Below are 12,930 nucleotides of genomic sequence, written 5' to 3'. Positions count from 1 at the left end.
AAAAAATATTGGTTTTAAGAGATAATACTGGTTTTATTAAGTACTAATTAATCGATACATTAAAAGGGCAGCGCGCTGAGTTTGCATCGTCAAAGAATTCAAATCGAGAGTTTCTTTAATGGAGTGCGCACCAACCCCAACGGGACCTAAGCCCGCTAAGCATGCAGATACAATACTTGCAATATGAGAGATATCTCCAGCACCTCTTAATCCTGGATCGAGTATCTTAACGATTCCATATCCTAAATCATTACTAACGCTGCTGTATTTTTTTAATAGTTGTAAATTTGCTTCTGTAGGCGGCATGGCCGGGATGCCATCATTAAATATAACCGACGCGGTGGTATTAGGGAGATGCTGATTAACAATGGCTATTATTTTCTTCTCTGCATTAGATTTTTGTTGCTGTGAAATGAAACGTAAATCTCCCATGACAATTGCTGTTTTTGCAATGACATTTGTTTTTCCAGAAGCTGTACCTTGCGCATTATTCTCAGCATTATTGACAGTATTTCCACCTAAGATAACACCAGGATTGAATGATAAATAAGGCTCACGAGAAAGTGTGCCTCGCATGGTATTTAAAATGCGGGCTAGTTCAAAGATAGCACCATCACCTACTTGGTGTTTAAAAATTTCTGATGAGTGTGCTTCTTTTCCTTGTGTTTTTACTGTCCAGTTGGTTATTCCTCGACGAGCAATTGTTGCAGTATCCGGTGTAAATGACCATTCAAAATCTAAAGCAATATCACTATGCTGAGCTGCATCAATTAATGGTTTTCTCGAAACAGAGGTAGGTTTTCCTGAGTCTTCTTCGTCGCCAGTTAGTACTACTGTGATAGTAGCATCGTCTAAGAGATGAGCTTCGTTCAAAGCCTTTAAGGCGTAAAGAATGACGACATCACCACCTTTGTCATCAATAACGCCGGGGCCTGTTGCTGTACTGCCATGGTGCTCAAAATGCTGAAAAGAACTATCGGACGGGAATACTGTATCAAGATGACCAATTAAAAGCAGCCTTTTTCCTTTATGACCTATCCGTTTTGCAACCAATGTTCCTGCTCGGTGCATCGAATGTGGTTCTTCAATCCAATAAGTTTTAAAACCCAATTGTTCAAATTGATGGCGTAAAATTTCACCGACTTTTTGTACCCCAACCATATTGGTTGTGCCGCTATTTAAATTAACCAGTTCTTCGAGTAATGAAAGTTGTGAATTTGCTTGCGTAGTTATGTAATGAGAAAGGTATTCTTCTGTTTGATTTAATCCTGTTGCCTCTACAATCTGCGTCAGTAAACAGGAAAGAAAAATAGCAGCGAATTTTTTCATGGTAACTTATTTAGATTATCGGAGATTATGCGTATTTAAGGGTATAGATGTGAAGATGTAAAGTAGGTTAATGCAAAAACAAAAGAGCAAATAATTGATTATAATTTGCTCTTTTTTTTTTAGTATACTTATCTGAGATTAGGGTGAGAGAAAACCTCTACTTGTTTAAAGTCTTCAGAAAAATTCTCCAGTTTTTGATATGAATCTGTTGGAACCGGCGCTAAAAAGCGGTATCGTTGGTTAACAAGTCTATTCACAACAAGTGCGATACCGAAAGTTGCAATTGATATAACGTAGAATCCTATATCACGCAGCAAATTTTTACATCCTCGATGGTTGTCTAATTCGCCGTGAGCAAGTCGAACTGCATCCTCACATTTTTTTCTGAATTCAATAGGACCTATGTTTTTATCCTCAAAGTAGCCTTTACGTGCAGCTTGTAATTCATCGTATAAAATGGTTGCGGCATCACTCGCTTTTTTATAATTCTTATCTTTTTTTGCTTTTGTATGCAATTCATTTAATTTGTCGGCTAACGTGGCTACTGCAGCTTCAAAATTTATTTTTGCCTCACCTTCATTAAGTATTGCTTGAGCATCTCTTAAATGTTCTTTAACAGCGACCTGAATCTCTTTATATTCTTCTAACGCTTTGGCAAAATCAGCCTCTACCATACGTAATTCTGCAAAACGCCTTCTTAGATAATCTTTTTGTGGTTCCATAAGACTTGGCTTGTCGTCTAAGGGTAAAAACTGTTCAAGACACGTGAATAAGGCACCAGTCAGTGCATAGTGCAAGCTAAAATTTAAGCGTCTTGAAAATTCAACACGATAAAGGTGGCTGAGGAAGAGATGAAATTCAGCAATACTTGTGATCTGTTTAGGTGTTTTGCTGAAATACTCAGCATGAGATGTTTGGTTTAAAGCTACTACTTCATAATTAAGCTTCTCTAATAACTTTTCCAGCAGAGGCATTGCCTCTGCGTGTTTATTTTTCCGAGTAAGTTCCAGAATTGAATCTTTAATCCCGTCAACCTCGGCACAAGCCGCTTTATCTGCAGCGATAGCAATATTGGGGCTATTTAATTCAAACTCTTTTTGTTTTAGGGGAAATGGTGGGCAAACAAAATTTAGAGGGTTTAATTTTGAGAAATTACCAAGCAAATTATTATGGGTTGTTTTTAGCTTATTATGAGAGGCAATCAACTGTTTTAATTCTTCAGGAGTCATACTAATACGATGGCTAGTTTAAAAATGGAGCATGATGATCGCATAATGGACACAAAAAGGCAAGAAAAAGAAGGCCTGCAGAGAAAATAAATGCTCATTTTTAAGCTTTTTGAGTGGAATAAATGCAAATTTTATTCGCAAGAGTGTAATAATATAACTTTTCGGATTGAAAGTTAACTTTGTGTTTTGATATTGAATGGAATAAAGTTAAAGAGAGGATGTAAAAAACTAAGGAGGGTATGATGTTAAATCTTAACTCAGGAATAATCTGCGATATTTTGCTTAAGGTCAAACAATTTCAAGCAAAAGAAAATGTCAGTTTTCCGGAAGTGACGGATGACATGGATGCATCCTACGTCCTTGCTGATTATGAAGATGATCTTGTTTATCAAGAGGTTGTTACGGCAATTAATAATTTGCGACCAGATCAACAAGCAACGCTTGTGGCTCTTATGTATGTTGGTCGAGGAGATTATGACAAGAGTGAATGGGAAGATGCCATGCTTACCGCCAAAGAGGAATGGACCACCCATACAGGTCAATATTTGCTATCAAGACCTATGATGGCTGATGATATAGAGCGTGGATTAGAGCTTTTAGGGATATCTTGTAATGAGTAAGTTTTAGTTTATAAAAAGAAAGTTATTGGATATGCTCTAGATTTGCTTTATCGCTTAGAAATTAATAAGTATATGATTGACACAGAAAAAAAAACCTCCCGCTTGCTTTCACTTGATGTGTTTCGCGGACTAACTATCGCATTAATGATTTTGGTAAATAGTCCTGGAAATTCTACCGTCTACGGATTTCTTGAGCATTCAGAATGGAACGGCTGTACCTTGGCAGATGTTGTTTTTCCTTTTTTTATTTTCATCGTAGGTGTTTCACTTGTTCTTTCTTTGACTAAATCCAAAGCGGTGGGTTTAACATTCAAAGAATTACTCCCTAAGATTCTGCGTCGTACCTTCATTATTTTTTTACTGGGTTTGTTTCTTAATGCATTTCCTTATCATTTTGATTTCGAAACATTGCGATTCTTTGGTGTTTTACAACGAATTGCAATTTGTTATCTAGTGTGTGCTTTACTGTTTCTCACCACTCGGATCACGACCCAATTTATTATTTTAATAACCTTACTTGTGGGATATTGGCTGTTAATGACATTTATTCCTGTTCCTGGCTACGGTACTAATAATCTAACTCCTCAAGGAAATTTAGCTGCCTATGTGGATCGTCTAATTTTTTCATCAGCGCATTTATACGGTAAATTTTATGATCCGGAAGGTCTTTTAAGTACTTTACCTGCTATTGCAACCGGCTTAATTGGAAATTTAGCAGGATTTTGGTTAATTTCTAGGCGAAAACCTTCAGTGCAAATAACAGGGATGGTCATTGCAGGCGTGTTATGTTCAATTGCAGGAATACTATGGGGCTTGTGGTTTCCAATTAATAAATCACTTTGGACCAGCTCTTATGTGTTATGGACAGGGGGATTAGCCCTCTTAATTTTAGGCTTCTGTTATTGGTTGATTGATATAAAAGGTTGGAAAAAGTGGTCAAAGCCATTTGAAATTTTTGGAGTTAACGCTTTGACTGCTTATTTTCTGCATGTTTTTTTTATAAAAATTCAAATTATGGTTGTCATTCCCCCTGGTAACCTACGATCATATCTTACTGAGCATCTTTTTGGTTGGGCATCCTCGGTGAATGCATCACTACTTTATGCATTAAGCTATACACTGTTCTGGCTTCTGATTCTAACCGTGCTTTACCGTAATAAAATTTTTATTAAAATTTAATAAGCTGCCTAGTTTTTTTCATATTGTGACTGTTTCATGCTTTGTTCATTTCCTTATAACTCGCACAATGAATGATCACGTGATATCTTATGGGCACTTTGGTGAAGTACCTGCCAGGTAGTCAATTATGAAAAATAAACAGCCAACCAAAAATCGCGGTGCTCTTAGTAATCCTGAAGGCCGATTTGAAACGCTAAGCTACGATGATTTTGATGATGGATGGGGTCTTGAAGAAGAGATGTTGCCACCATTAGAAACGTTCCTCTTGCCTGAAATATCCAAATCAGTCATTTCCCGGAACGACTCTCCAGATCTTGGATTTGAACAATCAATTAATCCTTATCGGGGTTGTGAACATGGTTGCATATATTGCTATGCCAGACCTAGCCATGCTTATATGAATTTATCACCAGGACTCGATTTTGAAACAAAAATTTTTTACAAAATGGATGCGGCCAGCTTGTTAATTAAAGAACTGAATAAGCCGCGATATATTTGTAAGCCCATTGTTTTAGGAGCAAATACGGATCCGTATCAACCGGCGGAATCCAAACTAAAAATTACTCGTAGTATTTTGGAAGTATTAAGAGAACACCAACATCCGGTAATTATTATCACCAAAAATTCGCTGATTGAACGTGATAGTGACATTTTGGCTGATATGGCGAAAGATAATTTAATAAGAGTAGCTGTAAGCATTACTTCACTTTCCTCCAAACTTAAGTACATTATGGAGCCAAGAACGTCAGCACCTTCTGCAAGGATTCGTATGGTGAAGCATTTATCTGCAATGAATATTCCTGTGCGGGTTATGGTAGCGCCGGTTATCCCAATGATTAATGATGTTGAAATAGAAAAAATTTTGCAGGCAGCAAGTGATGCAGGGGCACAACATGCAAGTTATGTTTTAATTCGGTTGCCTCATGAGGTAAAAACGCTTTTTAAAGAGTGGCTTGCTACCCATTTCCCACAAAGAGCCGAGCATATTATGAGTTTGATACGTCAAATGCGCGGAGGAAAAGAATATGACTCCACTTTTGGGACACGTATGCGAGGTGAAGGAGAATTTGCCAATTTAATAGAAACGCGTTTTCGCCTGGCTTGTAAGCGATTTCAGTTAAATGTAAAACCTGCTTCTGAGTTAGCTACCCAAAAATTTAAGAGAGTGAAAGAAAATTCAGTATATAAACAATTGAGTTTATGGGAAGAGGAATTGGAATAATGAGGGTGCAGCTTAATTTTCGTTTGAATAATTTAATTGACGCTAACCTTTAGTATTGTAGAATTAACCTCTTTCTAAATGTTAAGTCGCTGATTTTCAAAAACTCAATCTTAGTAAATTAATTTGGATGAGAACAGAGTCATTATGAGAAGAAGAATTAGAGTCAAGGATTAGACATGACCAGAATGGATAGTAGTAACAAAGCTTGTGACTTAATTTTGTTTGGCACATTAGGAGATCTGGCTAGTCGCAAACTATTGCCTGCTCTCTATCAATTAGAAAAATCGGGTCTATTACACTCTGAAACCCAAATTATCGGTGCTGCTCGTGAAGAGTTAACTAATCAAGCTTTTGCTGAACATATTAAAACCAATTTAGAAAAATTTGTCACCGCACCTATTGAGACCGAAGTATGGCAGCGCTTACAACAAAGGTTGCAATATGTAAAAATCGATTTATTGCAGGCGACTGATTATGAAAAATTAGCTTTAGTGACGAAACCTGCATCGCATGTGCCAGTAAGTTATTTTGCTACGCCACCCTCTTTGTTTGGGCAGATTAGTCAGGGGTTATCCACGATAGGGTTGGCAAATGAGCCTGCACGAGTTGTATTAGAAAAGCCCATAGGCCATGACTTGGCTTCTTCAATAGTCATTAATGATCAGGTGTCACGTTATTTTAAAGAAAAACAAATTTATCGCATCGACCATTATTTGGGTAAAGAGACAGTTCTAAATTTGTTAGTTTTGCGTTTTGCAAACGCAATTTTTGCATCAAATTGGGACAATACTGCAATTGATCACGTGCAAATTACTGTCGCAGAAGAGGTCGGTGTTGAAGGGCGCTGGGGATATTATGATGATGCTGGGCAGACACGTGATATGGTACAAAATCATTTACTCCAAATTTTGTCTTTAGTTGCGATGGAACCACCAAGGAATCTGGATGCAGACAGTATTCGCGATGAAAAACTTAAAGTTCTAAAAGCATTGCGTCCTATTAATTTATCGAATGTTCAGGAAAATACCGTTCGCGGGCAATACCATCATGGTTTTGTCAATGGGAAGGCTGTACCGGGCTATCTTCAGGAGGCAGATGCAAGACAGAATAGTAAAACAGAAACTTTTGTAGCGCTTAAGGTTGATATCGATAATTGGCGCTGGGCGGGAGTCCCTTTCTATTTACGTACTGGTAAGCGTATGCCTAAAAAGCATAGTGAGGTTGCTATTTGCTTTAAACCACAGCCTCACAATATTTTTCAAACAATCTATAAACATTTAACACCTAACAAATTAATTATTCGTTTACAACCTGATGAAGGGGTAGAGATTCAAATTATGAATAAGATCCCAGGGTTGGGCGAAACAATGCAATTACAACAATCAAAATTGGATTTAAGTTTTGATGAGACCTTCAAGTCACAACGAATTGCCGATGCTTATGAACGGTTATTATTAGAAGTCATGTTAGGTAATCAATACTTATTTGTTCGTCGCGATGAAATTGAACAAGCCTGGAAGTGGGTTGATGGTATTTTGGATGCCTGGCGTAATTTCAATGAACCGCCAGCTCCGTATCAGGCGGGTACTTGGGGACCCATTGCTGCTACCTCATTGCTTGCTCGTGGCGGGCGAAATTGGGACGAATAAAATGCAAATACACCATTTTGATAAGCCTGAACAACTTAATCAGCATTTTGCACAGACAATAGTATCTCTTTTAGCTAATGCAATTGCAGAAAGAGGTCAGGCTTTTTTAGTTGTCTCCGGAGGCAAGACACCGTTAGGTTTGTTCCAGATGCTTGCCAAAACAAATTTAAGTTGGGAAAAGGTAGTCATTACACTGGCGGATGAGCGTTGTCTAAGTCCTGCTGAAAATGATAGTAATGAGCGTATGGTGAGAAATCATTTATTGCAACATAATGCGGCGAAAGCAACATTTATTAGTTTATATAATGAAGATAACAGTTTTGACATCGAAGCACGCCTTTCATTATTACCAACATTTGATGTGGTAATCCTTGGTATGGGAGAAGATGGTCATACAGCCTCATTATTTCCTTGTAGTGATGAAATAGAAAATGGATTAGCTGATGAAGCAAGCACAACATTAATGGTTAATCCAAAGACAGCATCCCATAAGCGAATTTCCTTAAGTAAGACCCGCCTATTAAAAAGCCGCGCAATTTTTTTACATCTTGTGGGTAAGAAAAAATTGGAAGTTCTTAATAAAGCACTTGATGGCAAAGATCCCCTGGAAATGCCGATAAGAGCGTTTTTACATCATCCGGCTACTAATGTTCAAGTTATGTTTGCCCCCTAGGACGAGGTAAGTGATGCAACCTATTATCAAGAAAGTCACAGAAAGAATTAGAATTCGAAGCGAAAAAAGTCGGGCTCATTACTTAGAGCAAACTGAAAAAGCACGATTAAAGGGGCCTTATCGCAGCACTTTACAATGTGGAAATTTAGCTCATGGTTTTGCTGCATGCCCTGCTCGAGATAAAGCTGACCTTCGAGCGATGACTAAACCCAATATAGCTATTGTATCTGCTTATAATGATATGTTATCAGCGCATCAGCCTTATGAAAATTATCCAGCCATTTTAAAGCAGGCCATTAGTGAGTTAGGTTGTGTTGCTCAATTTGCAGGTGGTGTACCTGCTATGTGTGATGGTGTGACACAAGGTCAACCGGGAATGGAACTTAGCCTTATGAGTCGTGATGTGATTGCAATGTCCGCTGCCATTGCCTTGTCTCATAACATGTTTGATGGCGGCTTAATGCTTGGTATTTGCGATAAAATTGTTCCCGGATTATTAATTGCCGCCTTAAGTTTCGGGCATCTACCTTTTGTGTTTGTACCTGCAGGCCCTATGCCCTCAGGGATTGCAAATAAAGAAAAAGCACGAATTCGTCAATTATTTACTGAGGGGAAAGTTGGGAAAGAGGCTTTGCTTGATGTGGAGGCTGCATCTTACCACTCTCCTGGTACTTGTACATTTTATGGTACAGCTAATTCAAATCAATTGATCGTTGAGGCAATGGGATTGCATTTACCTGGTGCTTCCTTTATTAATCCGCAAACAAAGTTGCGTGAAGAGCTAACAAAAGCAGCAGCTCGCCAAGTCACTTATCTTACGCACTTAAGTGATAATTACTTACCCATTGCTAAACTGGTAGATGAGAAGGCAATGGTAAATGGCATGATTGCTTTACTAGCAACGGGAGGCTCTACAAATCATACAATGCATTTAGTTGCGATCGCTCGTGCTGCTGGATTAATCATCAATTGGGATGATTTTGCTGAATTATCAGATGTTATTCCGTTAGTGACAAGAATTTATCCTAATGGACATGCGGATATTAATCAATTTCAACAAGCAGGTGGGATGTCTTATTTAATTCATAGCTTATTGGAGGCAGAATTATTACATGAAGATGTACATACCATCATGGGATTTGGCTTAAGACATTATACCCAGCAACCGATCCTGCAGGAAAATCAACTCATTTGGGTCGAAGGCGTTAAAGAGTCAGCAGATTTGAATGTATTAAGAGCGCCTGCAGAGCCTTTTAAATCACAAGGTGGTTTGCAAGTTTTATCGGGAAATATTGGACGCGGAATCATAAAAACATCTTCTTTGGCAGAAGGTACCGAAATAATTGAAGCACCGGCCGTTGTATTTTCAAATCAAAATGATTTGGAGAATGCTTTTAAAGCAGGTGAATTAAATAAAGATTGTATTGTTGTCGTTCGTTTTCAAGGACCTAAATCCTGTGGTATGCCTGAATTACATAAACTGACACCACCACTGGGTGTACTTCAAGATAGGGGTTTTCGTGTTGCTTTAGTTACTGATGGACGTATGTCTGGAGCATCTGGCAAAGTGCCTGCTGCAATTCATGTAACACCCGAGGCTGCAGAAGGAGGAATGATTGCCAAAATTCAAACAGGTGACACTATAAAAATTGATAGTAAAAATGGTGTCTTACAAGTTTTGGTTTCTGATGCCGAGTTAGCTCAGCGACAACCTGCCAAAATTGAAAATTTTGAGCCAGTTTATGGTATGGGTCGAGAAATTTTTGGCCATTTACGTGCTCAGCTAACCGGCGCTGAGCAAGGGGCATCCTGCTTATTTGCAACCGAGAACTGGAATGATTAATCCACAACATTGGAATGTTAGCAATAATCTGAATACCCACGCTATTGTTGCGGATATTGGTGGAACTAACGCTCGATTTAGTCGTGTTGATTTGAATAATTGGCTAGTTGATAAGGTCGCAGTATATCCTTGCAATGATTTTTCAAGCTTAACGGCTGCACTGAATTTTTACCAAGAAAATCAAGAGCTTTCTGCAATAAAACATATAGCAATTGCCATTGCATGCCCAGTGACTAGCGATTTTATTCGTATGACTAATTTTCATTGGCAATTTTCTATCAATGATGTGAAACAACAGTTGAATATTGCTCAATTGCAAGTAATGAATGATTTCGCAGCTGCTGCAATGAGTTTACCTCTATTAAGAGCAAGCGAAAAAATTCAAATTGGTGATGGAACTGCCGATAGTAATAAGCCGATGGTTGTCCTTGGGGCTGGAACCGGGCTCGGTGTTGCGCACTTAATCCCAACGGCCAATGGTTTTGTTCCATTAGCTGGTGAGGGTGGCCATGCAACCTGGGCTGCACAAACAGAACAAGAATGGTTTATTCAACGTTATTTAACTGAGCAGTATGGGCATGTGTCTTGTGAACGATTGCTATCAGGGCCTGGTTTGGAGAGTATCTATCTGGCATTGGCTGCTTATCAACAAAAGCAAGTCACAGCGCTTTCGGCTGCCAAGATTACCATGTTAGCTTTATCTCAACAATGTGAGTTAGCGTCAGCAACCGTTGCGCAATTTTTTGCCAGCTTAGGCAGTTATGCAGGTGATTTAGCGTTATCTCTGGGGGCTTTTGGTGGTGTATATATTGCCGGTGGTATAGTTCCAAAATTATTACCCTTAATAGAAGGTAGCGAATTTAGATCTCGCTTTGAAGCGAAAGGTAGATCGAGCGTTTTCAATCGTCAAATTCCTACTTACGTGATAGTGGCTGAACAGCCTGGTTTGTTGGGAGCGGCTGCTTACCTCAAACAAATGATGGAGAAAGAATCTTATGATAGGTGATAATTGGTCGTTAAGTCCCCAAGCGTTATTCTCGCTTAGTCCTATAATGCCTGTCATTGTCCTTAAGGAACTGGAGAATGCTATTCCGATGGCCAATTCTTTGCTAGCAGGGGGTATTAAGGTTTTGGAGGTCACTTTAAGAACGCCTATAGCCTTGGATGCAATTCGCCTGTTAAGGGAGTCTGTGCCAACTGCAATTGTTGGGGCTGGGACAATCACAACAGTAAAACAATTGCATGAAGCCATTGAGGCCGGGGCTCAATTTATTATTACTCCCGGACTAACTCAAGAGTTACTTCAGGCAGGTCGAGATGCACACGTGCCCTTAATTCCTGGTGCAAGTAGCATTTCTGAATTAATGGAGGGGATACGGTGGGGGTATACCCATTTCAAATTTTTCCCCGCCGAAGTCGTTGGTGGTTTAGCAATGCTAAAAGCTATTCATGGCCCATTCCCGGATTTACGATTTTGTGCCACAGGCGGTATTAACGAAAAAAACTTTCTGGACTATTTAAGTTTGGCTAATGTAGAGTGTGTGGGCGGAAGTTGGGTGTTGCCTGTTAATGAAGTTAAAGAGAAACGTTGGGAGCAAATTACAAAATTAGCCTCTGCTGCCGTGGAGCAAGCTGCTGTATCTTAATTGGATTGAACTATTTTAAGGATAAAAAATGGCTTGGTTGGTAGCAATTATTGGATCAGTAACAGGTTTTTTGTTCGGTTATGACGAAGGAATCATCGCTGGATCTTTGGATTTGGTACGTAATTATTTCAATTTGACCCACACAGATGTGGGGGTTGTTGCCTCTGCTTTACCATTCGGGGCGTTGATTGGCTCGATGCTCATAGGAATTTTACTCGCATCCCGCCTTGTCAAGCGTTTTGGTCGACGCACTATTTTATTCTTTGCAGGTCTCCTCTTTTTAATGGGTGCATTAGGAACTGCTGTGGCAGCGGAAGAATGGATATTAATTGTTGCACGTTTTATTCTTGGAGTTGCTATTGGAACTGCTGCTGTAACCACTCCTTTATATCTGGCGGAAACAGCTCCGATGCATCAGCGAGGGGCGATCGTAGCTATTTACCAATTAGCAATTACTATAGGGATTGTTTGTGCTTATTCAGTAAATTATTTACTCATTGAACATCACGCTTGGCGAACGATGTTTGCATCCAGTGCCATGCCAGCGCTTATTCTGGTGTTTGGTATTTTCTTTTTACCCGAATCCCCCCGTTGGCTAGTCAGTATTGGCAAAGAAAGGGAAGCAGCAAAGGCACTAACGCGTTTGCGAGGCAATCAATCAATAAATAATGAATTGTTAGATATTCAAGCGACGTTAGCAAGCGAACCGCAAAAACATAATTGGGCAATGATGTTTAAAAAACCATTGCTCCCTGCATTGTTATTAGGAATGACATTGTTCTGTTTACAGCAATTGAGTGGCATTAATGTCATTATATATTTTGCACCAGAAATTTTTAAAAATTTAGGTTTCACTAATGCTGTTGGACAAATTTTAGCGACAATGGGAATTGGTATCGTTAATCTTCTTGTTACTGTTTTAGCTATATGCTGGATTGACAGGGTAGGAAGACGCAAACTGTTATTAATTGGATTTGCAGGGGCTTGTATAAGTTTGGCTTCGTTAAGTATGTTTTCCTTTTATCAAGCATCATTACTTTCTTATCTTTCCGTTCTATGCTTAACGCTGTATATTTTCTCATTTGCAATTAGTATTGGTCCAGTTCCACACATTGCCATGGCAGAAATCTTTCCTCTTCATGTGCGAGGAATGGGAATGGGATTATCTTCTATAAGTAACTGGGGCTTTAACACGTTAACAGTCTTCAGTTTTCCTATTTTACATAACCAATTTGGCATAGAGTTTACTTTTGCGATTTACGCCGTAATTTGTTTATTGGGCCTTTTCTATACCTATTACTTTATGCCAGAAACCAAGAATCTAAGTCTTGAAACGATTGAAAATTATTTAATGAAAGGACAAGCGCTTCGTTACTTAGGCCGGGATGATGATAAGCAATCTAGCCATCAAGAAAATGAAAAAATTGCCTTGGCTTACGAATAACGTGTGTAATGATTTGATGCGGCGAATAATCTAGCCTGGTGAAATAAGTTCTTGAATCTGTTGGGCCATTTGACCCAACAAAACTCAATACAACCT

General features: G+C 39.0%; 11 protein-coding genes. 9 read left to right on the top strand and 2 right to left on the bottom strand.

Going from position 1 to position 12,930, the window contains the following annotated elements:
* Positions 1 to 36: 36 nt before the first annotated feature.
* Both PXX05_RS06595 and PXX05_RS06590 read right to left on the bottom strand, forming a co-directional pair.
* A complete protein-coding gene (locus PXX05_RS06595; RefSeq protein WP_275090265.1) occupies positions 37 to 1,329 on the bottom strand; it encodes a M20/M25/M40 family metallo-hydrolase in 1,293 nt (430 codons plus the stop codon).
* Between the two features lie 128 nt (positions 1,330 to 1,457).
* Entirely contained in the window at positions 1,458 to 2,558 is a 1,101-nt protein-coding gene (locus PXX05_RS06590; protein WP_275090264.1) for a hypothetical protein, read from the bottom strand.
* Positions 2,559 to 2,797: 239 nt separating this feature from the next.
* On the opposite strand from PXX05_RS06590, the gene PXX05_RS06585 reads away from it, so the two are divergent.
* From PXX05_RS06585 to PXX05_RS06545, 9 genes are all read left to right on the top strand, one after another.
* Positions 2,798 to 3,178 (top strand): DUF3775 domain-containing protein, encoded by a 381-nt coding sequence (locus PXX05_RS06585; protein ID WP_275090263.1) that lies wholly within the window; start codon positions 2,798 to 2,800, stop codon positions 3,176 to 3,178.
* Positions 3,179 to 3,250: 72 nt separating this feature from the next.
* The gene (locus tag PXX05_RS06580) at positions 3,251 to 4,357 is read left to right on the top strand and encodes an acyltransferase family protein (protein ID WP_275090262.1); all 1,107 of its coding nucleotides are present in this window, start codon (positions 3,251 to 3,253) and stop codon (positions 4,355 to 4,357) included.
* A 127-nt stretch (positions 4,358 to 4,484) separates the two neighbouring features.
* Positions 4,485 to 5,579, top strand: a complete 1,095-nt coding sequence (locus PXX05_RS06575) for a PA0069 family radical SAM protein (RefSeq protein ID WP_275090261.1) — start codon at positions 4,485 to 4,487, stop codon at positions 5,577 to 5,579.
* A gap of 176 nt (positions 5,580 to 5,755) precedes the next feature.
* Positions 5,756 to 7,228 carry a glucose-6-phosphate dehydrogenase gene (zwf, locus tag PXX05_RS06570; RefSeq protein WP_275090260.1) on the top strand — a complete coding sequence of 491 codons (1,473 nt, stop codon included), beginning with the start codon at positions 5,756 to 5,758 and terminating at the stop codon, positions 7,226 to 7,228.
* Between the two features lies 1 nt (position 7,229).
* Complete coding sequence (gene pgl / locus PXX05_RS06565) at positions 7,230 to 7,901, top strand: 6-phosphogluconolactonase (protein ID WP_275090259.1); 672 nt, start codon at positions 7,230 to 7,232, stop codon at positions 7,899 to 7,901.
* Positions 7,902 to 7,914: 13 nt separating this feature from the next.
* The gene (edd, locus tag PXX05_RS06560; protein WP_275090478.1) at positions 7,915 to 9,744 is read left to right on the top strand and encodes a phosphogluconate dehydratase; all 1,830 of its coding nucleotides are present in this window, start codon (positions 7,915 to 7,917) and stop codon (positions 9,742 to 9,744) included.
* Complete coding sequence (locus PXX05_RS06555) at positions 9,737 to 10,750, top strand: glucokinase (RefSeq protein ID WP_275090258.1); 1,014 nt, start codon at positions 9,737 to 9,739, stop codon at positions 10,748 to 10,750. The genes edd and PXX05_RS06555 overlap by 8 nt, the downstream gene beginning before the upstream one ends.
* On the top strand, positions 10,740 to 11,390 hold the full coding sequence (locus PXX05_RS06550; protein ID WP_275090257.1) for a bifunctional 4-hydroxy-2-oxoglutarate aldolase/2-dehydro-3-deoxy-phosphogluconate aldolase: 651 nt from the start codon (positions 10,740 to 10,742) through the stop codon (positions 11,388 to 11,390). Before PXX05_RS06555 ends, PXX05_RS06550 begins: the two co-directional genes overlap by 11 nt.
* 28 nt (positions 11,391 to 11,418) lie before the next feature.
* Entirely contained in the window at positions 11,419 to 12,834 is a 1,416-nt protein-coding gene (locus PXX05_RS06545) for a sugar porter family MFS transporter (RefSeq protein WP_275090256.1), read from the top strand.
* Positions 12,835 to 12,930 lie beyond the last annotated feature (96 nt).

It is taken from the genome of Legionella cardiaca (assembly GCF_029026145.1).
Taxonomy (GTDB): Bacteria; Pseudomonadota; Gammaproteobacteria; order Legionellales; family Legionellaceae; genus Tatlockia; species Tatlockia cardiaca.
The sequence above is the reverse complement of the archived record's forward strand: the minus strand, read 5'-3'. Positions and strand labels throughout refer to the sequence as shown.